Below are 25439 nucleotides of genomic sequence, written 5' to 3'. Positions count from 1 at the left end.
CTATGCGAATCAAGCACACGATCCGGCTGCCGCCCGATCTCAGCACAAAATTAGCCGATTACGCTGCCCGCAAGAAAGTGCCGCAGGCGCTGATCGTGGAGACGGCGCTGGCATCGTTTCTGTCGCCGGACGGCCCGGAACGATTGGAGGCGGCGTTGGCCCGGCGGCTGGACCGGATGACACGACAGTTGGAGCGCATGGAGCGGCGGGTGACGATCTCCAATGAATCGCTCGCCGTGTTCGTGCGGTTCTGGCTGACCAGCACTCCCCCACTGCCCGATGCAGCCCTTGCTGCGGCACAAAGCAAGGGGCGGGAGCGGTATGACGGGTTTATCGAGGCAGTCGGGCGTAAGCTTGCCAGAGGGAAAACATTGGAGGATGAGGTTCGGCTGGACATTGGGGCCCTTGCGGAAGGGCTGGATACCTGACTCGGTAGATCATCGCCGGTTTAACATACGAAGAAATTGATAGGGACGTGTGAACGGTCTCCGAGTGCGCCGATCGACTAGGCTATCCAATCTCGATTGATCCCTTTGCATTTTAAGTCAAGAGGGACTAGCTTCCAAAATGGTTCCATTATGGAGGCGAAAAGATGAATCTTTCGATCAAGAACACCCCGGAAGACCTTGTCCAGAAGCTCCGGATGCGTGCTGAACGCCATCATCGGTCTCTTCAGGGTGAGCTTATGGCCATCATCGAAGCCGCCGTAGCCCATGAACCAGAACAATCGGTGTTCGGCGTCCTTGCTGAAATCCGGATGATGGGAGTCGCCACCCCCTCAGAATCGACAGAGATGGTGCGTCATGATCGTGATGCTCGCGCGTAAAAATGAGCATTATAAAAGTGATTGATACGTCGGTTGTCGCAGCGCTCCTTTTCGGGGAGCCGGAAGGTGAAGAGGCTGCGGCGCTTATGAATGACTGCAAACTCGCAGCGCCTCCGTTGCTACAGTTTGAACTGGCGAATGTCTGCCTGATCAAGTGTCGCCGACATCCTGAACAGCGTGATAAACTGCTTTCAGCGTTCAATTTACGAAAGCAACTCGGGATCCGAGAAATCGCAGTGAATCAGGGTGAGGTCGTTCTGGTTGCCGAAAAGACCGGACTGACCGCCTACGACGCAAGTTATCTCTGGCTAGCCCGCGTTCTGGATGCAGAGATTGTCACTTTTGACCGCAAGCTTCGCGAAGCCACAGCAATGGCCGGAACGCGCTGATGGAGTTCGGACAACTCCAGCCAAGCGCTCATGTTCGTGGCCTTGATACTGGCGGAATAGCTGAAATCATTCAGGTGCGAAGTTTCGGACCTGATGCGCTCAATCTTGTTTTTCGGGTCAATGGAAAAATCGGCGAACGGCTGCTGTATCGAGGCGATGAGATTCCGTTCGAGCTTGTCCAGCCTGGTCGAGCCTATGCGTTCGATGCGGACGGTGCACTCCTGCGCCTTGTGTCGGAAGCGTGGCGTCTGCGTCTTGCACATCTGTTTGACCCCTATCTCGCGATTACGCTGTCACGTATTGAAGCGCTCCCGCACCAGATCACTGCCGTTTATGGCGCGATGCTGCCGCGCCAGCCGCTGCGCTTCCTGCTTGCTGACGATCCGGGCGCTGGCAAGACCGTCATGGCGGGCCTGCTGATCAAGGAACTGCTGATCCGGGGGGATATGGAACGCTGCCTGATTGTTGCGCCGGGCAGTCTGGTCGAGCAATGGCAGGAAGAACTCGCGGAAAAGTTTGCCCTCTCGTTTGATCTTCTGACCCGTGATCAGGTTGAAAACTCTGTCACGGGAAATCCTTTTGCCGAGCGTAACCGTTTTATTCTTCGCCTCGACATGGCGGCTCGTTCTGATGCCCTTCAGGCACGTCTGAAAGCCGCGCCTGAGTGGGATCTCGTGATCTGTGACGAAGCACACCGCATGTCCGCTTCCTATTTCGGCGGGGAGGTAAAAGAGACAAGACGCTACAAACTCGGAAAGCTTCTCGGAGCACACACACGCAATCTGCTTCTGATGTCGGCAACGCCCCACAATGGCAAGGAAGCCGACTTCCAGCTTTTCATGGGTCTTCTGGACTCCGACCGATTCGAAGGACGCTTTCGCGAAGGCGTGCGGAAAGCGGACGTCTCGGACATGATGCGTCGTCTGACGAAGGAAGAGCTGTTCCGCTTTGATGGCACGCCACTTTTCCCCGAGCGTCGCGCCTACACCGTTGCCTACGAACTCTCTCCGGCTGAAGCTGATCTTTATCAGGCCGTTACCTCTTACGTTCGCGAGGAAATGAACCGTGCCGACAGGATCGGAGACGGTCAAAGGCAGGGCAATGTCGGTTTTGCTCTCCAGATTCTTCAGAGACGCCTGGCCTCATCCGCCGCTGCAATACACCGCTCGCTGGAGCGACGCCGTAAACGGTTGGAAGCGCGGCTCCGTGAGGAACGGCTCCATCGGGACAGCATCCTGCGCCACCACACACCGTCAGATGATCTCGACGATCTGGATGAGGCGACGGCAACCGAAGCGGAAGATATGGAGGACACGATCGCCGATCGGGCCACCGCTGCGGCTACAGTTGCGGAACTTGAAGCCGAAATTCTGATTCTGCGTGACATTGAAGAGCAGGCTCTGCGTCTCAAGCTGTCCGGCGAGGACACGAAATGGCGCCAGCTTGAGGCCATATTAGATGATCCGATTATGGTTGATTCCCATACCGGTGCCCGACGCAAGATTCTGATCTTTACCGAACCCAAGGACACGCTGGAATATCTCCGTGACAGGATAGCCGCCCGTACTGGAGAACCTGACTCCGTTGTCGTAATTCATGGCGGGATCACACGCGAGGCAAGACGTGCAGCCGTGGCTGCCTTCAATTCTGATCCGGCGGTGCGGGTCATGATCGCCAACGATGCTGCCGGTGAAGGCGTCAATCTCCAGCGTGGCGCTCATCTGATGGTCAATTATGACCTGCCTTGGAATCCCAACCGGATTGAGCAACGGTTTGGACGCATCCATCGTATCGGTCAGACAGAAATCTGCCACTTATGGAACCTCTGTGCTGTCAATACACGCGAGGGCGAAGTCTATCAGCGTCTTCTCGACAAGCTGGAAGAAGCCCGGGCCGCGCTTGGTGGCAAGGTGTACGACGTACTGGGTGACCTCTTCGAGGGCAACGCCTTGCGCGATCTTCTGGTTGAGGCAGTCCGTTACGGGGACCGGCCGGAAATCCGCGCACGTCTGTTCCAGTCGGTGGAAAACGCTGTCGATGTGGACGCCATCAACAGGCTTGTCGAAGAACGCAAACTCACGTCCGAGGGTATGGCCGCAACCTCAGTCGCCGCGATCCGCGACCAGATGGAGCGGGCCGAGGCCATGCGCCTGCAGCCCCATTTTGTCGGCGCTTTCTTTCGTGAGGCTTTTTCCCTTCTCGGCGGCAGGATGTCTGAACGCGAGGCCGGTCGTTTTGAAGTCATGCGTGTCCCCTCCGCTCTCAAGCACCGCGACCGCCTTATTGGGCGAGGTGACCCGGTTCTGGATCGTTATGCACGGGTTGTGTTCGATAAATGCCTGATCGCAGGTCGTCCACAGGCCGAATTGCTCGCTCCCGGGCATCCACTCTTCGAGGCCACTCTCGACCTTACGTTGGAACGCTTCCGTCCACTCCTTCAACAGGGCGCAATCCTCATTGATGAGGCCGATGAAAGCGTAGAGCCGCGCCTCTTGGCCTATCTCGAACATGCCATTCGCGATGGGCGCTCCACGCCATCCGGCGAGCCGCGCGTGATCTCCCAGCGCCTGCAGTTTGTCTATCTGGGTGAGGATGGCTCGGCGCAGGATGGTGGCCCGGCGCCCTATCTGGACACGCGCCCAGCGACCGAGGCCGAACGTGCGGCTCTCAGCGAGATCGCACAGGCTTCCTGGCTTTCGGGCCAGGTGGAAGAACGCGCCATCACCTATGCCATAGCCCATCTCGTACCAGCCCATTTGCAGGAAGTGCGGACGCGCCGCCTGCCGGAAATCAACAAGATCGAGCATGAGGTGCGCGCCCGCCTGACACGCGAAATCAACTACTGGGATGCCCGTGCAGCCCGCCTGCGCGAAGAGGAACGGGCTGGCAAGGATCAGCGCATCAACGCCTCCAATGCGGAGGCGACAGCCCAGCGCCTGACAGACCGTCTCTATAAACGGCAGACGGAGCTGGATCGGGAACGTCAGATCAGCCCGCTTTCTCCGGTCCTCCGGGGGGCTGCCCTGATTATCCCCCGTGGCCTGCTGGAGCAGCGAAATGCGCTTCCGGTCACGCCGATGGCGTTCTCGGAAGACCCGATCGCCCGTGCCGAGATCGAACGTTATGCGATGCTGGCCGTGATTACAGCCGAGCGCGCACTCGGAAACGATCCGCGTGATGTGTCAGCCGAGAAAAAAGGCTGGGACATTGAAAGTCGGGATGGAACAACCGGCCACCTCCGGTTCATTGAGGTCAAGGGCCGTCATGCTGACGGAACCCATATCATCGTGACCAAAAACGAACTACTCGCCTCGCTCAACAGCCCGGACGCCTACATCCTTGCCGTGGTGCGTGTGGAAAGCGGCTTTGCCCATGCACCAGTGTATGTCCGCCGCTTCTGCCACCGTGAGCCCGGCTTCGGAGAGACCGCTGTCGTGTTCGATATAGACGATCTTCTGGGACAGGGCGCACCGCCCTCCTGACGTTGCCCGCCTTTCCGTCTATCATTCCCTGTTTCCTGTGTACGTAAAGAAAGTTTCCCATGTCCACCTCGACCCGGCCCAACCCGACTATTCGACGCAAGCTGATCGAGGTGTCGCTCCCGCTGGATGAGATCAACGCCGCTAGCGCCAAGGAAAAGTCCATCCGGCATGGCCATCCATCCACGTTGCATCTGTGGTGGGCGCGTCGGCCACTTGCCGCCTGTCGCGCCGTGCTGTTCGCGCAACTGGTGGACGATCCTTCCGCATGGCCCGACCGCTTTCCGACAGAGGAGGCGCAGGAAGCCGAACGCAACCGGCTCCACGACGTCATCCGGGCGATGGTTCCGTGGGATGCAAGCGGGAACGAGACGATCCTGAATGCCGCTCGCTGGGAAATCGCCCGTTCTGTTGCATGGAACATCGGGGAGGAACCGCCTCCTCGCGAAAACGGTGAGGCCATCCTTCGCTACCTTCAGGAAAAGGCCCCACCCGTCTATGACCCGTTCTCCGGCGGTGGTTCCATCCCGCTGGAAGCGCAACGCCTCGGCCTGCGTGCCTATGGCTCGGACCTTAACCCAGTCGCCGTTCTGATCGGCAAGGCACTCGTCGAGATACCACCCAAATTCGCGGGGCAGGCCCCCGTCAATCCCGATGCGAGAGCAGAGGCTGCTCGTGGTGGGGCATGGCAGGGACGCGGCGCACAGGGACTAGCCGAAGATGTGCGCTATTACGGCAAATGGATGCGCGACGAGGCGGAAATGCGCATTGGCCATCTCTACCCGAAAGCGGCGCTGCCCGATGGATCGGAAGCGACTGTTATCGCCTGGCTCTGGGCGCGAACGGTCCGCAGTCCTGACCCGGCGGCAAAAGGCGCAATGGTGCCCTTGGTCTCTTCCTTCATGCTGTCCACCAAAGAAGGAAAGAAGGCGTGGGCGGAGATCGTTCATGACGCAAATGCGTCTGACGGCTGGCGCTTTGTGGTCCGGACGGGGGAACTATCGAAAGATGATGAAATACAGCTGAAGAATGGAACAAAGACAGGTCGTGGTGCAAATTTTCTCTGTGCTTTAACCGGTGCGGCAATTAGCGGAGATTGGATCAAGGCTGAAGGTGTTGCAGGCCGTCTTGGAGAGCGTTTGATGGCTGTTGTTGCAGAAGGTAAACGCACTCGTCTCTACTTATCTCCGAGGAATTCAGACGAGCTTGTAGCGAAGTCTGCTATCCCAAAATGGTTGCCAGAGGGAGAAATTGCTAACGATCCACGTGCATTATGGGTAATTTCTTATGGCCTAAAGACTTTCGCATCGCTCTTTACACCACGTCAACTTGTGGCGCTAACCACATTCTCCGATCTCGTCGCCGAAGCACGCGAGAAAGTGCTGCAGCACGCCATCGCCGCCGGTCGTTCAACTGCCTCAACTCCACTTCATGAAGGCGGCACAGGAGCGACCGCCTATGCGGATGCTGTGGCGACGTATCTGGCATTGGGTGTAAGTAAAATAGCCGACTACTCATCCACAATTGTTCTTTGGAGTTCCTCTCGAGATCAAGCTAAGTCTACTTTTGCTCGACAGGCATTGCCCATGGCATGGGACTTTGCAGAGGTTAACGCTTTTGCTGAAGCAGCGGGGGACTTCTCTGTGTCGATTGCCGGCATCTCCCGAACATTGGGAGACCTTCCCGCGATGTCCGGGGGAGTAGTTTATAATATAAACGCTGCTACAAATTCATTTCCCGTTCGTCCTGTTCTGATCTCCACTGATCCGCCGTACTATGACAACATCGGCTACGCTGACCTTTCTGATTTTTTTTATACTTGGTTGAGACATTCTCTGGCGGACGAATGGCCCGGTTTGTTCCGACGCCTTGTTACGCCCAAAAGAGAAGAGCTTATTGCGACCCCATATCGACACGGCGGAAAAGAGGGGGCTGAAGCATTCTTTATGGCTGGCATGAAAGATGCTTTGGCCTCGATACGGGAGGCATCAGTCAAGACAGAACCTCTGACAATCTACTACGCGTTTAAACAGTCAGAGATTGAGCAGGAAGGAGTTACTTCAGCGGGATGGGCTTCTTTCTTGCAGGCTGTCGTCGATACCGGTTTATTGATTGACGGTACATGGCCAGTGAGAACGGAAAGGGGCGCAAGAACAATTGCTAGTGGGACAAATGCGCTTGCCTCCTCTATCGTGCTTGTCTGTCGGACACGTTCAGATAGATCCGGCGTTATCACCCGTTCTGACTTCCTTCGAGCGTTGCGTAGAGAACTCCCCGCAGCCCGTGAGCGCCTGCGCGATGATGGCGTCTCGCCAGTCGATATGCCGCAGTCCATCATCGGTCCCGGAATGGGTGTCTTCACCCGATACGCCAGCGTGCTGGAAGACGACGACAGCGTCATGAGCGTGCGTACGGCCCTGGCGCTCATCAACCGCGTCTGGGAAGAAATAGAGAACGCGCTGGACGCGGATTTCGATCCCGAGACGCAGGTGGCCCTGGCCTGGTACGCTTCGCATGGTTTCGACACGCGACCTTCCGGCGAACTCATCACACTGGCCAATGCCAAGAATATCTCATTGTCTTCACTCTTCCAGTCCGAGGTGTTTCTTGACCGGCGCGGCAAGGCGCAACTGACGCCGCGTGAAAACCTTCCAGCAGGCTGGTCACCACAGACAGACGGAACGCTGACTGTCTGGGAGTGTGTTCAGCACGTTGCCCGCACGCTGGAGGCCAAAGAAGGTGGTCAGGAGGCAGCAGCCCGTCTCGTCGCAGGCATGGGCGGAAAGACAGAAGCCGCACGAGCGCTGGCCTATCGCCTCTTCCAGATCGCCACGGACAAGGGATGGTCCGCCGAGGCACTGGTTTATAACGCGCTGGCCGATGAATGGCCGACCCTTGAGAGGCTGGCGTCGGAAATCCCCAATCCTGTTGCATCACCCGTGGCGGAAGAAACGCCACGTCTGCTTTGAACCGTGTGAAGGAGGACATCATGTCTGACGAACAGAAAGAAACCCTGCTTCGCGTTCAGAACGGGCTTTATCACCTGCAGCGTGGCCTTTACCCCTTCATCGAGCAGCACATGGCGAACAGGCATGGCGCGAAATGGCTGCATTATGCCAGCCGCGCCGCCGGTTCTGGCCCGAATGACGGGCTGGATGCGTACGGGCTGGTCAAGACCATGCTGGATAACTGGCGTGAAGTGTTTGACGAGGCTTTTCCATTCCGTGAGAAGCACAATGCACGCCGCTATGCGTCCGCTGCCCTGATGGCACGGAATGCCGTCTCGCATAATGTCGGCTCTCTCCCAGATAGCGATGCACTCAGTTACCTGGATCAGATTCTGCGCCTTCTGAAAGTCACGCAGGCCCCGTCCGAGGATGTTGAAGCTGTGCAGAAGCTCTATGATGAGCAACGCCGTTCCGGGATTGTGCCGGAAACCACTCCTGCGCAGGCTTCCGCATCGGCTCCGGTCCCGGCTAACGCGGAAATAGCCTTTCCCGCTCCGGCTGAGGGCAAGCGTCTTACACCGTGGGTCGATGTAGCGCTCCCTCATCCGGATGTATTGGCCAACCGCTTCCGCCAGTCTGAATTCGCCGCCGACCTGGGCGCTGTCGATGCGGGAGACGCTGCGGAGATCAGCGAGGATTATGCGACGCCGCTTGGGTTTTTCCGCATCACGTTCATGACGGAGGGTCTGCGCCGTGTGCTGTTCTCCGTGATGCAGCGTCTCGCGGGACAGGGCGGCGATCCGGTCATCGGACTTCAGACAAGCTTCGGTGGCGGCAAGACGCACACAATGCTGGCGATCTACCATCTCGCAAGGGCACTGGCTGAAGGACATAAGCCGGAAGATCTGGCCGGGATCGGAGAAATTGCCGAACCCCTGCGTGGTGTTGTGTGGCCGAAACCGGCGCGGGCGGTATTTGTCGGCTCGTCGAAGGGACCGGATGTTCCGCTGACACGCGGCAAGGAACCTGTCATCCGTACGCTCTGGGGATACCTCGCCTGGCGTCTTGCCGGAGAAGCCGGTCTGGCTCTCATGCGGGAAGCCGAAGCCGCCTGGACCAATCCCGGAGCCGATCTGCTTGTCGATCTGTTCCGCCTGAGCGGCCCATCTGTCATTCTGATTGATGAACTCACCATGTTTGCCCGGCAGTTACCTGACGGGCGTTTCGAGGCTCTGCTGTCCTTCATTCAGTCTCTGACGGAAGCGGCTGCCCGCACCCGCGATATTGTGGTCGTGGGGTCGTTGCCGGAGAGCCGAGCCGAAGCTGGCGGAGAAAAAGGAGCTGCCGCCCTGCTGCGGCTGGAGAAGGTATTCGGACGCGTTCAGAGTGCCTGGCTACCGGCATCAGGCGACGAGACGTACGAGATCGTACGGCGACGTCTGTTTCAGCCCCTGGATTCTGAAGGGGAAAAGGTGCGGGACGCCACGGTTGCAGCCTTCGCGCGAATGTATCGGGAGAACAAGGCTGAATTTCCGCCAGAGGTTCATGAGGCCCGTTATGCTGACCTTCTAAAGCTTGCTTATCCCATTCATCCGGAATTATTCGGCAGACTGTCCCGCAACTGGGCGACGCTGGAGAAATTCCAGAGAACGCGTGGTGTTCTCCAGTTCATGGCGGGCGTGATCGGCGTTCTGTGGAAGGAGCGCACGCCTGATCCACTGATCACCCCGGCTCGCGTCCCGGTCGGACATGAGCGGGTTCGTGTCAGCGTGCTCTATCCTCTTGATCCTGCCTTTGGTGCTGTCGTGGACGCGGAAGTGGATGGAGAGGGCTCATTGTCTTCCCGTATGGAGGCCAATCCACAGCGACGGATCACCCAGGCACGTGCGGCGACACGCGTCGCCCGCTCAATCTTCATGTGTTCAGCACCTACGGTCGGGTTGCCGAACGCGGGAGTCTCCGGCCCTTCAATCCGGCTTGCCTGTGCTGAACCGGGAGATCAGCTTGCTGTCTTCGGCGAAGCGCTGCGGGAGCTTTCTGAACGGGCAACGTATCTATACGACGAGGCCGGCCGCTACTGGTTCGCGACACAGCCAACACTGAACCGGCTGGCTGATGATCGGGCAAAGACGCTGCCCGCGTATGAGGTAGATGATTGGATTGTAAGCCGACTGCGGGAGGATACGAAACGCAAGGAGCATTTCGCGCGCGTGTATACCGCGCCAGATGAGCCGAGTGCGATGGACGAGACGCGGGATATGTCTCTCGTCGTATTAGGGCCGGCTTATGGTCATCTGGGACGAAGCATTACAGAATCCGCCGCAGTCGTGGCTGTGCAGGACGCGCTTCTGCGATGCAGAACGACACAGCGGCGCTTTCGAAATACGCTGATCTTCGTCGCTCCTGACGAAAACGAGCTCTCTAAGGCCCGCGACGTCGCGGCGAGAGCAATGGCGTGGCAGTCCATTGTTGACGATAAGGTTGTCACCGCACAGCTTACAGGTGCGCAGAGAGAAGATGCTGCATCAAAGTCAAAACAGTACAGGGAAGCGACGGAACGTGCGATCCGCACAGCGTGGTGTCACGTCTTCTATCCGATCAGCAGCGACGTTGCGGGACAGGCGTTCAAACTCGAACAGCAGGTTCTTGCTAACCGGGGTGACAAGCCAGTCGCCGTCGCGGTCTATGACCGGCTGAAGCCTGGTGGTGAAGGGATCATCAAGGAAAAACTTGGCGCTGAGAATTTCCGTGTCGTGCTGCAGGGCATCTGGCCTGACGACCGATCTTGGCTTTCCGTCGCCGAAATCATCGACTGGTTCGCGACCTTCGTCTATCTGCCGAAATTGCGTGATGGTGTCGTGCTGGAACAGGCCATTGCGGATTCAGTATCTCGAATGGGAGCGGCATTCGGTTTCGCAGATCGGTGGGATGAGGAGAAGAAACGGTTCATAAACCTTGTGTTTGAAAGAACCTTGACCGTCCCGGCTCGGGATGGCGTGCTTGTTCGTGCCGAGGAAGCACGGCAGCAGAACGACGCCGAACTTCCCTCGCCGAGTTCTTTGCCTGCGCCGAATTCAGACGGCAAGCCGTCAACAATTTCTGGGACTGGGCATACCACGTCGGCTCCTAAGCAAACGCGACCTACGAGGTTTTATGGAAGTGTCACGCTGGATACACTTCGGACGGTGAGGAACGTCGAAACGATACTGACGTCAGTCGTTGCTGAATTACAGCGCACACCGGGAGTGCGTGTTACGTTGACGCTGGACGTTGAAGCCGAAAGCGATGATGGCTTTGACCCTGAAGATATCAGCGTCGTTCGTGACAATACTATACAACTCAAATTCAAATCCATGGGGTTTGAATAAGGTGGGCCAGACCATTCGGTCATAGATAATCTCAATGGCATTATCTTGTGGGCTGGGAGTACATTTGTGCTGAATGGTCGGATGCAGTTTGGAAAGTGAAAAACTGGTGGAAAACTAATTTCAAGAGCCATCGCGTTGTTGATACCAATTCAACCTCGCTCGAACTCACCGAGTGCGCTCTCTTCTTCGGAACCAGACCGAGATCCGTGCATTCTGGATGAAAACTGGCGTGAGTTCGAGTGAAGCAAAATTGGTATGAGATTATACTGCTATTAAAATGTCATAACTTTGAAATTCCCAACCTGATCAAGGCGCCATGAACGGCCAACACGAACTAGCATCCCAGATGCGGACACAGGCTTTCCGGACCTGTGAGCCTCGACTGCCTCAGCGTAGTCAGCGTTTGGGAGCATGACCTTTACGTGCAGCAGTGTATTGTCATCACTTGCCCAATTGATCTCTATTTCTTTGGGCGCAGTATCTTCCGATAGGTCGGCAGGATTACCGTCCGTTTCCACTCTTCGAACACGACCAAAAACCTGCACGAGGCGGGGTTTTTCATCGACGCGCATGGACTTGGCCGCTACCCTTAAAAGTTCAATATTCTTATATTCGATGAAGAATATCGACTTAGATGTAATGCGCTTCGACCGCCACTCCGGCGAGAGATTTATTCCAATGACCATTTTTGAAACGTCTGTTTCCTCGATCATATCTGCCATCGCATCGCACATGTTGGCGCTAAAACCGTCCTGACATTCTGCAATAACGCTTGGGTTCTGCGTCTCAACTGCTTCTTCATAGGCAGCAAGACCCAGTGTAATGCGTTCAACGATACGTCGACCTAGAGGCAAATTGTCACTTATAATATCTAGCGTTGGCATTTCATTTAGGCCAACGAAGGATTCAATCAAAAATCCAAAGCTTCCCCTGAACGTATGTCCGAACCGGCATTGTTCAGCATACTCCATTGCTTCCTTTCGAGTCCGTTTGAAATGCCGTTCCCCCGTCAGTTCTGTGGTGGCAGACGACGCAAGGAATCCCCGCATTTGATTGATATACTGTGATGCGGTTCTTAATTGAATCGTATCATTTAGAACGTACTCGTTCGGGATCTTGCTTGTAATCTGATCATATGACAGCGATTTTATATCATTGCTAACATCAGAAATCTCGCGGTCGTAAAATTCAGAAATAGTTTTTAGGGCAAAGAAGACCTCTTTCCTTTTTATTTCTTTACTTGCCCGCTTTTTAAAAAATATTTCTACGGTGTCAGGCGCATCGTCCTTAAAGAACACTCTATTGAACTTATGGCCGAAATCACCCGCGCTCCACCCCACATGTTGAAGATAGCGCATAATCAACCGAGGTTCGATGTCGAACTGAGGATCGTCAATGTCAGTCATGACGCTGCCCTCGCTTTCCGCTCACGTTCGTTGGCCAACAGTCCAATCAGAGCATCTGGTGTAAGGACATTTGTACGGTCGATCAAAATTTTTTTAGTTGACCCCTCGTGGGCGACAGGGTCTCCAGATAGGACAGTGTAATAGCAACAACGTTGCATCCTAATATATTCTTCACATACCTCGACCCATTTGGCCGGATCGTCTGGAACACAGAGTAAAATCAGAACAGCGCCAATTCCTTCAGGATCCCGGGTAACTAAATCGTTATAGGTCTTGGTCTCGATGTTGTAGGCCACTTGTTTCGCTTCATGGCTCCAGCTTTTTGTGCATTTGAGCTGAAAATCAACTGGGAATCCGGATTCTACCCTCCGTTTTCCGCGAATTATTACGGGACGAAAGGTTCCATCAAATCCATAGTCGAATTCTCGACCAACGTGCAGATTTACACCAGCAGAACCCGCTATGGCATGAATAAAAGATCGACTCAGGCTCTCCTGTACATGCTGCTGAGTTATCATCTCTTTTCGCCACTGCTCCGTTCGACTGCACATGCAATTTATAAACGGCTTTTAGGATAATGGTCCATCCACACGGACATGCCTGCCAGACTGCACGCTTCACACCGTCCTCTTACTGCCTCCTTGACCTCAGGATGGACAGTCGACTTGCTGTTTGACGCGGCGGATGGGTTTTGAAACAGTTGTGGCCGTTATCTGCAATGGAAGTCGTCGCGCTCTATGTTCAACATAAGGTTGAAGCCGTCAGTCTCCTGCTGTGAACCCCAAATTATCATCGGGCAGCCACTGAATGGGGCATCCAATTGATCAGATCGTCTTCTTCAGAACCGGACTAGCCTTGAAGCGCACGGTCTTGCCCGCCTTGACCTTCACCGGTTCCCCGGTGCGGGGATTGAGCGCCTTACGCGCCTTGGTCTTGTGGACGGAAAACGTCCCGAAAGACGGCAGCGTGAACCCGCCCTCGTGCTTCAGCTCGGCGACAATGGCCCCGACCAGGTCGTCGGCGGCCTTGGCGGCGGCCACGCCCGTGCAGGCGAGGGAGTCCTGAAGAACGGCGGCAATGAAGGCTTTGCTCATGCGGGCGCAGGTCCGTGTCGTGATCGATTCCGCAAACGGTAGCAGCGCCCTTTCGCCCCGTCACCGCTCAAACGGCGACACACCCCTATGCAAGTTCTTCCATCCCAGCGCCCTACGGCTCCAGAGACTTGTTGCGCTGGCGTGACCATGCCTCTTTCTAATCAACCCCGCTGATCCACTGCCTCCCTCGGGAGGTCAAACGCGGGGTTCCCGGTGTCCGTTGCTCCTTTCCGCTCTGAAGCCGTCGCCCGAGGCACGCGCATGCTGCGCACCGCCCTCGGCCTGGCCATCGCCGGGCATCTCGACGATCCGTCAATCGTCGAAGTGATGCTCAATCCCGACGGCCGGTTGTGGATCGACCGGCTGGCCGGCGGGATGGAAGACACCGGCACCCGGATCACACCCGCCGACGCCGAGCGGATCGTCCGTCTTGTCGCCCATCATGTCGGGGTCGAGGTCCATCCCGCCAGCCCCCGCGTCTCCGCCGAACTGCCCGGAAGTGGGGAGCGGTTCGAGGGGCTGGTGCCCCCGGTGGTAGCGGCGCCCTGCTTTGCGATCCGACGCCCCGCGGTCGCGGTGTTCTCGCTCGACGATTATGTGGCCGCCGGCATCATGACCGCCGCACAGGCCGCGTTTCTGCGTCGCGCGGTGATGGAGCGGCAAAACATCCTCGTCGCAGGCGGCACCTCCACCGGCAAGACCACCCTGGTCAACGCCCTGCTGGCTGAGATCGCGCAAACCGGTGATCGAGTGGTGCTGATCGAGGATACGCGCGAACTGCAATGCGCGGCGCCCAATCTGGTCGCTTTGTGCACCAGGGACGGCGCCGCCTCACTCTCCGATCTGGTGCGCTCCTCGCTGCGGCTGCGTCCGGACCGGATCCCGATCGGCGAGGTGCGCGGCGCCGAAGCGCTCGACCTGCTCAAGGCCTGGGGCACCGGCCATCCCGGCGGTGTCGGCACCCTGCACGCCGGGTCTGCGATCGGCACTCTGCGCCGGTTGGAGCAGTTGATCCAGGAAGCCGTCGTCACCGTCCCGCGCGCCCTGATCGCCGAGACCATCGACGTGATCGCGGTCCTGTCCGGGCGCGGCAGCGCGCGTAGGTTGGCCGAACTCGCCACCGTCCAGGGCCTGTCCCCGGACGAGGACTACATCCTCGCATCTGCCGGAGATTTGTCATGACCCGCATGATCGTCCTGCGCCGCCATCTCGAAGTGGCTGGTGCCACCCTGTCGCTCGCCCTGCTGTCGGCCCCGGCTTACGCGGCAGGCTCCAACATGCCCTGGGAGGAGCCGCTCAACCAGATCCTGGAATCCGTGCAGGGGCCAGTGGCGCGTATCGTGTCGGTGATCATCATTACCGTAACCGGCCTGACCCTGGCCTTCGGGGAAACCTCGGGCGGGTTCCGTCGCCTGGTGCAGATCGTCTTCGGCCTGTCGATCGCTTTTGCGGCGTCCAGCTTCTTCCTGTCCTTCTTCTCCTTTGCGGGCGGGGCGCTGACCTGATGGAGCCGGACAGCATTCCCGGCTTCACCGCCCCGGTGCATCGCGCCCTGATCGAGCCGATCCTGCTCGGCGGCGCACCGCGCACGGTGGCCATCGTCAACGGCACGCTGGCCGCCGCCATCGGGCTCGGCCTGCGGCTCTGGATCGCAGGCGGCCTCTTCTGGCTGGTGGGTCATTTCGCCGCCGTCTGGGCGGCAAAACGCGATCCGGCCTTCGTCGATGTGGTGCGACGGCATCTGCGTTACCCCACCCATCTGGTCGGGTGAGGGCGCCATGATGAACCTTGCCGAATACCGCCATCGCCGTGACCGGCTGGCCGATTTCCTGCCTTGGGCGGCGCTGGTCGCCCGGGGCGTGGTGCTGAACAAGGATGGCGCCTTCCAGCGCACCGCGCGCTTTCGCGGCCCGGACCTGGACTCCTCGACCGTGTCCGAACTGGTCGCGATCACGTCGCGGCTGAACAATGCCCTGCGCCGTCTCGGTTCGGGCTGGGCCATGTTCGTCGAGGCGCAGCGCCGTCCGGCGCGCGGCTATCCCGCCAGCCCGTTCCCAGATCCGGCCTCCAAACTGGTCGACGCCGAACGGCGGGCACAGTTCGAGGAAGAGGGCGCCCATTACGAGAGCCGCTATTTCCTCACCCTGGTCTGGCTGCCGCCGGCGGACGATGCCGCGCGCGCGGAAGCCTGGCTTTACGAAAACCGCGCCCGTGGCGGTTCCGACTGGCAGGCCGTGGTCGCGGGATTCATCGATCAGACCGACCGGGTGCTGGCCCTGCTCGACGGCTTCATGCCTGAAGCCGACTGGCTCGATGACGGCGAAACCCTGACGTATCTCCACTCCTGTATCTCGACGCGCCTGCAGCGGGTGCGGGTGCCGGAAATCCCGATGCACCTCGACGCCATCCTGGTGGACGAGGCACTGACCGGCGGGCTGGAGCCGCGCCTGGGTGACGCCCATCTGCGCACGCTCACCATCACCGGTTTCCCGACCCAGACCTGGCCGGGGCTGCTGGACGAGCTGAACCGGCTGGCCTTTCCCTATCGCTGGGCGACGCGGGCGATCTGCCTCGATCGCACCGACGCGACGAAAGTGCTGGGCCGGATCCGCCGGCAATGGTTCGCCAAGCGCAAATCGATCATGGCCATCCTCAAGGAGGTGATGACCAACGAAGCCTCGGTGCTGCTGGATTCCGATGCCGCCAACAAGGCCGCCGACGCCGATGCGGCGTTGCAGGAACTCGGTACCGACCAGGTCGGACAGGCCTATGTCACCGCCACCGTCACGGTGTGGGACGAAGACCCGACTATCGCCGCTAATCGGCTGCGGCTGGTGGAGAAGACCATCCAGGGCCGCGACTTCACCTGCATGCGCGAGACGGTGAATGCGCTCGAAGCCTGGTTCGGCAGTCTGCCGGGCCATGTCTACGCCAATGTCCGCCAGCCCTGCGTCTCCACCCTGAACCTGGCGCACATGATCCCGCTCTCCGCCGTGTGGGCGGGGCCGGAGCGTGACGGGCATTTCGACGCGCCACCGTTATTTTATGCCCGTACTGAAGGCTCGACCCCGTTCCGCTTTGCACTCCACGTCGGAGATGTCGGCCACACGCTGATCGCCGGGCCGACCGGGGCCGGCAAGTCGGTGCTGCTGGCCTTCATGGCGATGCAGTTCCGTCGCTATGCAAACGCCCGGATCTTCGCCTTCGATTTCGGCGGCTCGATCCGCGCGGCGACCCTGGCAATGGGCGGGGACTGGCACGATCTCGGCGGCGCGCTGGCGCAGGACGGGAACGATCCCGTCGCGTTGCAGCCGCTGGCGCGGATCGACGAGCCGGGCGAACGGGCCTGGGCGGCGGAGTGGGTGGCGAGCCTGCTGGAGCGCGAGGGCGTCACTGTCGCGCCCGATCTCAAGGAGCATCTGTGGTCGGCACTGACCTCGCTGGCCTCGGCCCCGGTTGCGGAACGCACCATCACCGGCCTGTCGGCGCTGCTCCAGTCGCTGGCCTTGAAGCAGGCATTGCAGCCCTACTGCGTTGGTGGCCCATGGGGCAGTCTGCTCGATGCTGAGCACGAGCGGCTGGGCGTCGCCGATATCCAGGCCTTCGAGATCGAGGGTCTGATCGGCTCGGGTGCCGCGTCCGCCGTGCTGTCTTATCTGTTCCATCGTATCGAGGACCGGTTTGACGGCAGCCCGACGCTGCTGATCATCGACGAGGGCTGGCTGGCGCTGGATGATCGCGCTTTCGCCGGGCAGTTGCGGGAATGGCTGAAAACGCTGCGCAAGAAGAACGCCTCCGTCATCTTCGCCACCCAGTCATTGGCCGATATTGACGCCAGCCCGATCGCGCCCGCCCTAATCGAAAGCTGCCCGACCCGGATCTTCCTGCCCAATGACCGGGCGCTGGAGCCGCAGATTACCACGATCTATCGCCGCTTCGGGCTGAACGACCGCCAGATCGAGTTCCTCAGCCGGGCTACGCCCAAGCGCGATTATTACTGCCAGTCTCGGCGGGGCAACCGGCTGTTCGATCTCGGCCTGTCCGAAGTGGCGCTCGCCTTTACCGCCGCGTCGTCGCCCGACGACCAGGCCGCCATCGACCGGATATTTGCCCGGCATGGGCGCGACGGGTTCGCGGCGGCATGGCTCATGCACAAAGGTGTTGAGTGGGCGGTGGAGATGCTCAATCCGGGAGAAGGTTCATGAGAAGTCGGCCGACAATGAAATCGGTTTTCGTGTCCGGCGTTGCTCTGGTGCTGCCGTTTGCCGTGAGCGTCCCGGCCCATGCGCAATGGGCGGTCTATGACGGGGCCAATCATGTGCAGGGCGTCCTGATTGCCGCCCGGGCATTGCAGCAGGTCAACCAGCAGGCGCAGAGCCTCACCAATGAGGCGACCATGCTGGAGAACCAGGCGCGCAATCTGACCAGTCTGCCGTTCTCCGTGCTGGCGCCGCTGGACCGGTCGTTCGCGCAGACGGAAGCAATCGTCGGTCAGGCGCAGGGGCTTTCCTATAACCTGACCGGCATCGATCAGGCGTTTTCGCAGACCTATCCGCGGGCGCTTGCGAGCCCGGGTTCGGCGGCCCAGATGACCGGTGACGCGCAGACGCGATGGCAGAACGCGCGGGGTGCTTATCAGGACGATCTGCGCGTGCAGACCGGTGCAGTGCAGAATCTCGACAGCACCGGCAGCCAGATCGACGATCTGGTCACGTCGAGCCAATCCGCGACCGGCGCCTTGCAGGCCGCGCAGTCGGGCAACCAGCTCATGGCGCTCCAAACCCGCCAGCTTGCCGACCTCACCGCTGTGACGGCGGCGATGGGCCGCGCCCAGGCGCTGGAAGGTGCCCGGCAGGTGGAGAGTGAGGAGCAGGGCAGGGCACAGCTTGCGAATTTCCTCAATTACGGGGCCGGCTACACGCCTGGCACCGCACAGATGTTCCACTGATGCGCGCGCCGCGCCTTTCCCCGCCGATCGTCTTCCGGCTCGTGGCCGTCGGGCTGGTCGTTCTGATTCTGGTCGCTGCGACCCTGCATCTCCAGCATGTTCCTCGTGACGTCGCGGTGCTGGATCTCGGGCCGCCGGGCTCGCGTGACCGGTTGGCCACCGGTCTGGCGCATTGTCAGGCGCTCGGCATGAAGGCCGATGGCGATCCGGCCTGCGAAGCGATCTGGGCCGAGAACCGCAAGCACTTCTTCGCGCCCGACGCGGCACGGTGACGCCATGCAGCAGGGCACCGGCGTCATCGACAATTTCCTTGCCATCTTCACCCAGTATATCGATTCCGGCTTCGGGCTGGTGCAGGGCGACGTCCACTGGCTCGCCGGTGTGCTGATCACCATCGACATCACCCTGGCCGGGCTGTTCTGGGCGCTGGCGCCGGATGAGGACGTGCTGGCGCGGCTGGTCCGCAAGACCCTGTTCATCGGTATGTTTGCCTTCATCATCGGGAATTTTAACGGTCTCGCCCGCATCATCTATGAATCCTTCGCAGGCCTCGGCATCGAGGCTGGTGGTGGCCATCTCACCCAGGCGCAGCTTCTCCAGCCGGGGCGGCTGGCGCAGGTTGGCATCGATGCCGGCAAGCCGATCCTGACCTCGATTTCCTCGCTGGTCGGTTTCGTCGCCATCTTCAACAACGCAATCCAGATCGTGGTGCTGCTGCTCGCCTGGCTGATCGTGGTCATCAGCTTCTTTGTCATGGCGATCCAGCTTTTCGTGGCGCTGATCGAGTTCAAGCTGACCACGCTCGCCGGGTTCGTGCTGGTGCCCTTCGGACTATTCGGCCGCACCGCCTTCCTCGCCGAGAAGGTGCTGGGCAATGTGGTGTCGTCCGGGATCAAGGTGCTGATGCTGGCCGTCATCGTCGGTATCGGTTCGACAGTGTTCGGCCAGTTCACCAGCGGCTTCAATAATCCGCCCACCATCAACGACGCGCTGACCCTGATCCTCGCCTCCCTGACGCTGCTGGGGCTGACCGTGTTCGGCCCGGCATTGGCCAACGGGCTGATCGCCGGTGGCCCGCAACTCGGCGCGGGATCCGCTGTCGCTACAGCCGCCGGGGTCGTTGGTGCCGGCGTGGCCGCCGCATCCGGGGCTGGACTGGCCGTGGGGGCCGCTGCAGCCGCAGTGCGTGGCGGGGCCTTTGTCGCGGGCGGCACGACCGCCGCCTATCAGGCCGGAGGTGCGGTCGGTGTTGCGAAAGCCGGACTGTCCGCCGCCGCCAGCCCGTTGCGCCGGGCCATGGCCAGTGTCCGCACCAGCTATCAGGTTGGCGGAGCGGCTGCGACTGGCGGGGCGGGTGGTGCGACCGCTTCTGGTGCTGGCGGTGGCGCGGGTACGGCCGGCAAGCCGCCCGCCTGGGCCAGCCGGATGCAGCGCAACAACCGGATCAAGGGTGGGGCTGAGGCGGCCGCACAGGCGATCAAGGGCGGCGACCGGCCCAGTGGTGGCCATGACGTCGATCTCTCGGAAGGAGAATAGCCATGTTCCGCCGTCCCACCATACGTTTCGGCAGAACACCGGAACCGGAAACACCCTATCATAAAGCCGCACAGGTCTGGGACGACCGCATCGGCTCGGCCCGCGTCCAGGCCCGCAACTGGCGGCTGGCTTTCTTCGGTTGCCTGGCATTGAGCGGCGGGCTCGCCGTCGGGCTGGTCTGGCAGTCGGCGCGGGGCACCATTACGCCGTGGGTGGTGCAGATCGACCACCTTGGCCAGGCGCTGGCCGTGGGGCCGGCGACCGCCGCCTATCGGCCGACCGATCCGCAGATTGCCTGGTATCTGGCGCGCTTCATCTCCGAGGTGCGCGGCATCCCGGCCGATCCGGTGGTCCTGCGGCAGAACTGGCTCGACGCCTACAACTACGTCACCGATCGCGGGGCGCTGGCCCTGAACGATTATGCCCGCACCAATGATCCGTTCGGCAAGTTCGGAAGGATGCAGGTGGCGGTCGAGATCGCCAGCGTGATCCGTGCCTCCGACGACAGTTTCCGGGTGGAGTGGATTGAGCGCCGCTATGTCGATGGCGCGCTGGCCTCGACGGAACGCTGGGGCGCGCTCCTGACCATTGTCGTCACCATCCCCACCGATGCCGAACGTCTGCGCAAGAACCCGCTCGGCATCTACATCCACGCCCTCAACTGGTCCAGGGAACTCGGCTGATGCGCACCCTCAATACCGTCGCGTCGCTCATGATCCTGCTGGCGCCGCTCGCGGCCTGCTCATCATGGAAGCCGCCTGCCATCAGATACGACGATACGCCCCGGCAGGCGGTTCTTACGCCTGAGCCACCGAAGCCGGTGCAGGTGGTGACACTGCCCGAGCCGCTGCCGTTGCCGGGACAGCTCAAGCCGATTCCCTACCGGCATGCGGCACCGGAAGCTGCTGATCCCCATCAGCGGGTCGAGCATGCCAATAGTGCGGCGCGGGTCCAGCCGACGCGGGCCGGTTATCTCAATGCGATCCAGGTCTATCCCTTCTCCGAGGGCGCGCTCTATCAGCTCTACGCCGCACCCGGCGAGATCACCGACATCGCGCTGCAGCCGGGCGAGAAGCTGGTCGGCTCCGGTCCGGTCGCCGCCGGCGATACCGTGCGCTGGATCATCGGCGATACCGAGAGCGGGGCAGGGGCGTCGAAACGGATTCATATCCTGCTCAAACCGACGCGCCCGGATCTGATCACCAATCTGGTCATCAATACCGACCGGCGCACCTACCATCTGGAGCTGCGCTCCGACGAGCGGACCTATATGGCCTCGGTGTCCTGGGACTATCCGCAGGACCAGATCGTTGCCCTGCGCGGGCAGGATCGGGATTCTGATCTTGGCACTCCGGTCGCGACGGGCGTCGATCTCGACGCGCTGAATTTCCGCTATCGGATCGAGGGCGACGAGGTGCCATGGCGGCCGTTGCGGGCCTTCGATGACGGGCGGCAGGTCTTCATCGAGTTTCCGACCGGCATCGCCCAGGGGGAAATGCCGCCGTTGTGGGTCATCGGCCCGCAAGGGGACGGCCAGTTGGTGAATTACCGGGTTCGCGGCAACCGGATGATCGTCGATCGCCTGTTCGCGGCAGCCGAATTGCGACTGGGGGCGAAGCACCAGCAGGTGGTGCGCATCGTGCGCACCGATGGAGCCCGTCGGTCGTGAGCGGGAGCACCGGTGCGGGGGAGGCGGACAAACCGGCGCCTCCGGTCAGGCCGCCAGGCGAGATGCGGTTGCGCGTCACGCGACCGCCGGTCACGCGACTGTCGCGCAGGGTGATCATGGGGCTGACGCTGGTGGCGGTGCTCGGTGTCGGGGGCGCGCTCTATGTGGCGCTGAAGCCCACACCCCGAACGGGCAAGGCCGAACTCTATAATACCGGCAACCGCACCACACCGGATGGACTGGCGAACCTGCCGGGAGACTATACCCATCCGCCACGTCTTGGGCCGCCGTTGCCCGGCGATCTCGGCAGGCCGTTCCTCAAGGCAGGCGTGGGTGCTCCCGGCATGGCGACACCCGCCGCACCGGCTGATCCCGAGAAGCAGCGCATGGCTCAGGAGCAGGAAGCAGCACGGGTCAGCCACCTGTTCACCCAGACGCAGGTCGGGCGAAACAGCGCCGCCCCGGTGACGGCCGGCGCCACCCCGGTTCCGGCAGCCGGTGCTGCCACCGATCGCAACCAGGCGTTTCTCGATGGACCGGTTGACCAGCGAACCGTCAGCGCCGCGCGTCTGACGACCGTTCCCAGCCCCTATGTAATCCAGGCAGGATCAATCATTCCCGGTGCGCTGATCACCGGCATCCGCTCTGACCTGCCGGGTGAGGTGACGGCCCAGGTGACGGAGAATGTCTACGACAGCCCGACCGGGCATATCCTGCTGGTCCCGCAGGGGGCGAAACTGATCGGCCGCTATGATTCCCAGATCGCCTACGGGCAGACGCGAGTGCTGCTGGTCTGGACCCGACTGATACGCGGTGCGAATGATTCGATTGTGCTGGAGAACGAGCCGGCTGCCGATGCGGCAGGGTTTGCCGGGTTGCAGGACCAGACCGACAATCATTGGGGCGAGGTGTTCAAGGCCGCGTTGGTCTCGACCGTGCTCAGCGTAGGTTCAGAGGCCGATATCGGTGGCAGCAATGGCATCGCCCAGGCGCTGCGCACCGGCGGCTCGCAAGGATTTAACCAGATCGGTGAGCAGATGGTCGGACGCTCGCTCAATATCCAGCCCACCAATACGATCCGGCGCGGCTTTCCGGTGCGGGTCATGGTGCATCGTGATCTGGTTCTCTCCCCTTACAGACAGGAGGCTTCCCGATGACAAAGCTCAGGCTTGGCCCGATTGAGAATGACAAACCGGTTCGGCTCACCGTGGATCTTCCCGCCGCCGTGCATCGCGATCTGGTCGAATATGCCCGCCTGCTGGCGCGTGAAAGCGGTAAGGCCGAGATCACGCCAGCAAAGCTCATTGGGCCAATGCTCGCGCGCTTTATGGACGGAGACAGGGCGTTTTCCAAAGCAAGGCGCCTTCGAATTAGTGCTGGCGAACAAAATCTCGAATAAAGGAAACGAATCGGCCCGTCACCGCGTCCTGGCGATCGGCCTCCCAGCCAAGACGAATATGCAGGTGGGCGTGACGCTCTCGAAGCGGGCGAAAAACGACGCCTGGAAAGCCGCGTTCGGCCTGGCTCTGAACAGCAAGCGTTACCCCGTATCCTGCGCTGACCAGTGCGAGCACGGACTGTTTTCCGGCCGGATGGGTTTCAATGGTCACATCTTCGCCGAGAATCTCGATATAGCGGTCCCTCACGCTATGATCGCGTCCCCAGTCCTGAACCAGAAAAGTCTCATTTCGCAATTGTCCTTGTGTGATACTCTCGTATCGATGCAACGGGTGTTCACTCGACAAGGCCAGCATCAGACTCTCGCGGCAAAACGGAAGTGATTCAATCGCGCCGGATTTCGCAAATGGCGTGGAAAAGATCACATCCACACGACGGCGGAACAGCGAGGTCCGAAGGTCACGTGTTCCCATCTCGTAAAAAATTACTCTGATGTCGGGATGTTTCGTCTTCCAGACCGACAACGCAAGCCTGAACAGCGCACCGACCGGAGGGAGCAGTGTACCGATACGAACGACTCCGTGACCGCCTGTTCCAAGCATCTGGCATAAAGCTTTGACTTCATCGAGATCATCAAGCAGCGTGACGATTCTCTGAAACAGTAGGTCACCGGCGACCGTGAGGCGAACGCCGGCGTGGTTTCGCTCCAGCAAGGTAACGCCAAACTCATCTTCGAGCCTGTCGATGGCGCGGGTAAATGTAGACACTCTCACGCCGTGGAGGCCGGCCGCCCGCGTGAGGCTGCCGGCCTCCACGGCCAGTTTGAAATATTCAAGATTCGCGCTGCGCATGACGTGAGCGGATCTTTTCGAAGATTTCTACTCCATGAACAAGCAGAACAATGAGCATAGAGAAGAAAAATGAGCCAACTTTCCACCATGTTTTCTTGATCATTGCTGTCATGTCGGCCAGCCTCCCCCCAAGGCCCTGAACGAACTGACTGCAGCCCGCGCCGCATTCGCCCGGTTGAGGGCCAGTTGGTCCTGTGAGTCAAGAAGCTGCCGATCTGCGTCAAGCACGTCCGTCAAAGGAATAACACCGGCCTGGAAGGATTGCTGGGAAAGATCGCGCGCGCGGGTCAGCGAGGCGACTTCAGTCAGCAGGTCGTCTGTGCGCTGCTCCGTCTGCACCAGGGTTGTGAAAGCATTCTCGACATCCTCGGCAGCGTGGAGAACCGTTAGTTGGTAACGCGCGAGAGCCTCAGCATTGGCGCCGCGTGCCTGCTGTACCTCAGCGTCTATTTTGCCGAAATCAAAGATCCTCCAGCGAATGGCGCCTGATCCGACAGCCTGAAACCCTGGTGCCGTGAAAAGATGCTGAGGATTGATGCTCTGAAAGCCGAGGATGCCCGAAAGAGAGAGCTTGGGGTAATAGTCGCCGAGTGCCGCGCCTATCCTCGCATTTGATGCCGCCAGTCTGCGTTCGGCAGCCAGAATGTCCGGTCGGCGGCGTAGCACGTCCGTGGGTTTGTTCGTACCGCCGATGGCAGGGATGGCCGGAATTTCAGACGGCGTTCCCAGTTCGGCGGCATAGGTACCGGGCTGCGCGCCCATTAGTACGTCGAGCCGATTGAGCTGCGCTTCGAGTGCGATGCGGAGTAGCGGCACGGTCTGGCGCGCCGATTGCAGTAACGCCTCGGCCTGGGCCAGTTCCCGCTCATTCGAAACGCCGCTCGTTCGCCGTTGACGCACCAGTTCCAGTAGATGGGCGTCCACTGTGATCTGTTTTTCCGCGACGGCCAGGCGGGCTTGGTCGCCGCGGATCTGGAAATAGGCGTCCGCCGCGTCAGCGGCGACCGTGATACGTTCCCCCACACGCTCCATCTGTGCGGCTTCCGCTTCGTCACGCGCGGCTTCCTGCCCACGTCGTAGGCCGCCGAACAGGTCGATTTCCCAGCTTGCGGTGCCACTTACATCGTAAGTGCGATAATCGCGGTGAAAGCTCGGTATGGTGCGAACGACATGGCCGATCAGCCCCTCCTGCGACAGCCGGTTCGCGGAAGCCTGCGGGTTGAAATCCAGGGTGGGGAGCAGGCGCGCCGTGGCCGCCTCAGCGGCACCTCGAGATTGGCGGACGCGCGCTATTGCGGCCGCGAGATCAAGGTTCTGGGTCAGAACACGCTGTTCTATGCGGACTAGTTCGGGATCGTGAAATCCCTCCCACCATGTATCTAACGGTGGAGTCGAGGCGACTTGTCGCATGTCGACAGCAGCAGCACTGTGGAAGGGCTGAAGATGCGTATCGGGTGCATGATAGTTGGGGCCGACCGCGCAGGCCGTTGTCATGAGCGTCATGGTCAAGGCTACTGCGGGAGCCAG

The 25439-nt window shown here is 60.3% G+C and carries 23 protein-coding genes; 17 read left to right on the top strand and 6 right to left on the bottom strand.

What is annotated here, in order from left to right:
* Positions 1-2 precede the first annotated feature (2 nt).
* The 6 genes from GDIA_RS05055 to GDIA_RS05030 all read left to right on the top strand — a co-directional run bounded on the left by GDIA_RS05055 (position 3) and on the right by GDIA_RS05030 (position 11010).
* Entirely contained in the window at positions 3-428 is a 426-nt protein-coding gene (locus GDIA_RS05055) for a CopG family transcriptional regulator (RefSeq protein ID WP_211205842.1), read from the top strand.
* 164 nt (positions 429-592) lie between these two features.
* Positions 593-826, top strand: coding sequence for a FitA-like ribbon-helix-helix domain-containing protein (locus tag GDIA_RS18400; RefSeq protein WP_012553520.1), 234 nt, complete (start codon positions 593-595; stop codon positions 824-826).
* A 2-nt stretch (positions 827-828) separates the two neighbouring features.
* Positions 829-1215: a type II toxin-antitoxin system VapC family toxin gene (locus tag GDIA_RS05045; protein ID WP_012553519.1), complete on the top strand. Its 387-nt coding sequence runs from the start codon at positions 829-831 to the stop codon at positions 1213-1215.
* Positions 1215-4697 carry a helicase-related protein gene (locus GDIA_RS05040; protein WP_012553518.1) on the top strand — a complete coding sequence of 1161 codons (3483 nt, stop codon included), beginning with the start codon at positions 1215-1217 and terminating at the stop codon, positions 4695-4697. Before GDIA_RS05045 ends, GDIA_RS05040 begins: the two co-directional genes overlap by 1 nt.
* 59 nt (positions 4698-4756) lie before the next feature.
* Positions 4757-7663: a DUF1156 domain-containing protein gene (locus GDIA_RS05035; protein WP_012553517.1), complete on the top strand. Its 2907-nt coding sequence runs from the start codon at positions 4757-4759 to the stop codon at positions 7661-7663.
* A gap of 20 nt (positions 7664-7683) precedes the next feature.
* Positions 7684-11010 carry a DUF499 family protein gene (locus tag GDIA_RS05030; RefSeq protein WP_012553516.1) on the top strand — a complete coding sequence of 1109 codons (3327 nt, stop codon included), beginning with the start codon at positions 7684-7686 and terminating at the stop codon, positions 11008-11010.
* Between the two features lie 272 nt (positions 11011-11282).
* Here GDIA_RS05030 and GDIA_RS18395 read toward each other — a convergent pair whose 3' ends face one another.
* The 3 genes from GDIA_RS18395 to GDIA_RS05025 all read right to left on the bottom strand — a co-directional run bounded on the left by GDIA_RS18395 (position 11283) and on the right by GDIA_RS05025 (position 13510).
* Entirely contained in the window at positions 11283-12416 is a 1134-nt protein-coding gene (locus tag GDIA_RS18395; protein ID WP_012553515.1) for a hypothetical protein, read from the bottom strand.
* On the bottom strand, positions 12413-12934 hold the full coding sequence (locus tag GDIA_RS18390) for a DUF4365 domain-containing protein (protein ID WP_012553514.1): 522 nt from the start codon (positions 12932-12934) through the stop codon (positions 12413-12415). The genes GDIA_RS18395 and GDIA_RS18390 overlap by 4 nt, the downstream gene beginning before the upstream one ends.
* A 306-nt stretch (positions 12935-13240) precedes the next feature.
* Positions 13241-13510 carry an HU family DNA-binding protein gene (locus tag GDIA_RS05025; protein WP_012553513.1) on the bottom strand — a complete coding sequence of 90 codons (270 nt, stop codon included), beginning with the start codon at positions 13508-13510 and terminating at the stop codon, positions 13241-13243.
* 213 nt (positions 13511-13723) lie between these two features.
* Between GDIA_RS05025 and trbB the strand changes: the two genes are divergently transcribed.
* From trbB to GDIA_RS18385, 11 genes are read left to right on the top strand one after another with little or no spacing between them, the layout of a single operon-like run.
* Positions 13724-14692 carry a P-type conjugative transfer ATPase TrbB gene (trbB, locus tag GDIA_RS05020; protein WP_012553512.1) on the top strand — a complete coding sequence of 323 codons (969 nt, stop codon included), beginning with the start codon at positions 13724-13726 and terminating at the stop codon, positions 14690-14692.
* Positions 14689-15015: a TrbC/VirB2 family type IV secretion system protein gene (locus GDIA_RS05015; RefSeq protein ID WP_012553511.1), complete on the top strand. Its 327-nt coding sequence runs from the start codon at positions 14689-14691 to the stop codon at positions 15013-15015. The genes trbB and GDIA_RS05015 overlap by 4 nt, the downstream gene beginning before the upstream one ends.
* Positions 15015-15281: a VirB3 family type IV secretion system protein gene (locus GDIA_RS05010; RefSeq protein ID WP_012553510.1), complete on the top strand. Its 267-nt coding sequence runs from the start codon at positions 15015-15017 to the stop codon at positions 15279-15281. The genes GDIA_RS05015 and GDIA_RS05010 overlap by 1 nt, the downstream gene beginning before the upstream one ends.
* Before the next feature lie 7 nt (positions 15282-15288).
* Entirely contained in the window at positions 15289-17715 is a 2427-nt protein-coding gene (gene trbE / locus GDIA_RS05005) for a conjugal transfer protein TrbE (protein WP_012553509.1), read from the top strand.
* Positions 17712-18458 carry a P-type conjugative transfer protein TrbJ gene (trbJ, locus tag GDIA_RS05000; RefSeq protein ID WP_012553508.1) on the top strand — a complete coding sequence of 249 codons (747 nt, stop codon included), beginning with the start codon at positions 17712-17714 and terminating at the stop codon, positions 18456-18458. The genes trbE and trbJ overlap by 4 nt, the downstream gene beginning before the upstream one ends.
* Positions 18458-18730, top strand: coding sequence for a putative entry exclusion protein TrbK-alt (trbK-alt, locus tag GDIA_RS04995; protein ID WP_012553507.1), 273 nt, complete (start codon positions 18458-18460; stop codon positions 18728-18730). Before trbJ ends, trbK-alt begins: the two co-directional genes overlap by 1 nt.
* 4 nt (positions 18731-18734) lie before the next feature.
* Positions 18735-19994, top strand: coding sequence for a P-type conjugative transfer protein TrbL (gene trbL, locus GDIA_RS04990; RefSeq protein WP_012553506.1), 1260 nt, complete (start codon positions 18735-18737; stop codon positions 19992-19994).
* Between the two features lie 2 nt (positions 19995-19996).
* Positions 19997-20677, top strand: a complete 681-nt coding sequence (gene trbF / locus GDIA_RS04985) for a conjugal transfer protein TrbF (RefSeq protein WP_012553505.1) — start codon at positions 19997-19999, stop codon at positions 20675-20677.
* Positions 20677-21663 carry a P-type conjugative transfer protein TrbG gene (gene trbG / locus GDIA_RS04980; RefSeq protein WP_012553504.1) on the top strand — a complete coding sequence of 329 codons (987 nt, stop codon included), beginning with the start codon at positions 20677-20679 and terminating at the stop codon, positions 21661-21663. Before trbF ends, trbG begins: the two co-directional genes overlap by 1 nt.
* Positions 21660-22820, top strand: a complete 1161-nt coding sequence (locus tag GDIA_RS04975; RefSeq protein ID WP_012553503.1) for a TraB/TrbI/VirB10 family type IV secretion system protein — start codon at positions 21660-21662, stop codon at positions 22818-22820. Before trbG ends, GDIA_RS04975 begins: the two co-directional genes overlap by 4 nt.
* Positions 22817-23062 carry a DUF2274 domain-containing protein gene (locus GDIA_RS18385; protein WP_012553502.1) on the top strand — a complete coding sequence of 82 codons (246 nt, stop codon included), beginning with the start codon at positions 22817-22819 and terminating at the stop codon, positions 23060-23062. Before GDIA_RS04975 ends, GDIA_RS18385 begins: the two co-directional genes overlap by 4 nt.
* On the opposite strand, the gene GDIA_RS04970 is transcribed toward GDIA_RS18385, so the two are convergent.
* From GDIA_RS04970 to GDIA_RS04965, 3 genes are read right to left on the bottom strand one after another with little or no spacing between them, the layout of a single operon-like run.
* Positions 23034-23912, bottom strand: a complete 879-nt coding sequence (locus tag GDIA_RS04970) for a LysR family transcriptional regulator (protein ID WP_012553501.1) — start codon at positions 23910-23912, stop codon at positions 23034-23036. The genes GDIA_RS18385 and GDIA_RS04970 overlap by 29 nt on opposite strands.
* Positions 23893-24024, bottom strand: coding sequence for a hypothetical protein (locus GDIA_RS19775; RefSeq protein WP_280110224.1), 132 nt, complete (start codon positions 24022-24024; stop codon positions 23893-23895). The genes GDIA_RS04970 and GDIA_RS19775 overlap by 20 nt, the downstream gene beginning before the upstream one ends.
* Positions 24021-25415, bottom strand: coding sequence for an efflux transporter outer membrane subunit (locus GDIA_RS04965; protein ID WP_244455131.1), 1395 nt, complete (start codon positions 25413-25415; stop codon positions 24021-24023). The genes GDIA_RS19775 and GDIA_RS04965 overlap by 4 nt, the downstream gene beginning before the upstream one ends.
* Positions 25416-25439: the final 24 nt, after the last annotated feature.

Source organism: Gluconacetobacter diazotrophicus PA1 5 (genome assembly GCF_000021325.1).
Classification (GTDB): Bacteria; Pseudomonadota; Alphaproteobacteria; order Acetobacterales; family Acetobacteraceae; genus Gluconacetobacter; species Gluconacetobacter diazotrophicus.
Note: the sequence above shows the minus strand (reverse complement) of the source record. Positions and strands in the feature narration are given on the sequence as shown.

Bases quoted from the DNA above. Each gene is read 5' to 3' on its own strand.
- trbF (WP_012553505.1), top strand. From the start codon at position 19,997: ATGTTCCGCCGTCCCACCATACGTTTCGGCAGAACACCGGAACCGGAA.
- GDIA_RS05025 (WP_012553513.1), bottom strand. From the start codon at position 13,510: ATGAGCAAAGCCTTCATTGCCGCCGTTCTTCAGGACTCCCTCGCCTGC.
- trbJ (WP_012553508.1), top strand. From the start codon at position 17,712: ATGAGAAGTCGGCCGACAATGAAATCGGTTTTCGTGTCCGGCGTTGCT.
- GDIA_RS05040 (WP_012553518.1), top strand. From the start codon at position 1,215: ATGGAGTTCGGACAACTCCAGCCAAGCGCTCATGTTCGTGGCCTTGAT.
- trbL (WP_012553506.1), top strand. From the start codon at position 18,735: ATGCAGCAGGGCACCGGCGTCATCGACAATTTCCTTGCCATCTTCACC.
- GDIA_RS19775 (WP_280110224.1), bottom strand. From the start codon at position 24,024: ATGACAGCAATGATCAAGAAAACATGGTGGAAAGTTGGCTCATTTTTC.
- trbK-alt (WP_012553507.1), top strand. From the start codon at position 18,458: ATGCGCGCGCCGCGCCTTTCCCCGCCGATCGTCTTCCGGCTCGTGGCC.
- GDIA_RS18385 (WP_012553502.1), top strand. From the start codon at position 22,817: ATGACAAAGCTCAGGCTTGGCCCGATTGAGAATGACAAACCGGTTCGG.
- GDIA_RS05045 (WP_012553519.1), top strand. From the start codon at position 829: ATGAGCATTATAAAAGTGATTGATACGTCGGTTGTCGCAGCGCTCCTT.
- GDIA_RS04965 (WP_244455131.1), bottom strand. From the start codon at position 25,415: ATGACGCTCATGACAACGGCCTGCGCGGTCGGCCCCAACTATCATGCA.
- GDIA_RS18395 (WP_012553515.1), bottom strand. From the start codon at position 12,416: ATGACTGACATTGACGATCCTCAGTTCGACATCGAACCTCGGTTGATT.
- GDIA_RS05035 (WP_012553517.1), top strand. From the start codon at position 4,757: ATGTCCACCTCGACCCGGCCCAACCCGACTATTCGACGCAAGCTGATC.
- GDIA_RS05015 (WP_012553511.1), top strand. From the start codon at position 14,689: ATGACCCGCATGATCGTCCTGCGCCGCCATCTCGAAGTGGCTGGTGCC.
- GDIA_RS18400 (WP_012553520.1), top strand. From the start codon at position 593: ATGAATCTTTCGATCAAGAACACCCCGGAAGACCTTGTCCAGAAGCTC.
- trbE (WP_012553509.1), top strand. From the start codon at position 15,289: ATGATGAACCTTGCCGAATACCGCCATCGCCGTGACCGGCTGGCCGAT.
- GDIA_RS05055 (WP_211205842.1), top strand. From the start codon at position 3: ATGCGAATCAAGCACACGATCCGGCTGCCGCCCGATCTCAGCACAAAA.
- GDIA_RS04970 (WP_012553501.1), bottom strand. From the start codon at position 23,912: ATGCGCAGCGCGAATCTTGAATATTTCAAACTGGCCGTGGAGGCCGGC.
- GDIA_RS05030 (WP_012553516.1), top strand. From the start codon at position 7,684: ATGTCTGACGAACAGAAAGAAACCCTGCTTCGCGTTCAGAACGGGCTT.
- trbG (WP_012553504.1), top strand. From the start codon at position 20,677: ATGCGCACCCTCAATACCGTCGCGTCGCTCATGATCCTGCTGGCGCCG.
- GDIA_RS05010 (WP_012553510.1), top strand. From the start codon at position 15,015: ATGGAGCCGGACAGCATTCCCGGCTTCACCGCCCCGGTGCATCGCGCC.
- GDIA_RS18390 (WP_012553514.1), bottom strand. From the start codon at position 12,934: ATGATAACTCAGCAGCATGTACAGGAGAGCCTGAGTCGATCTTTTATT.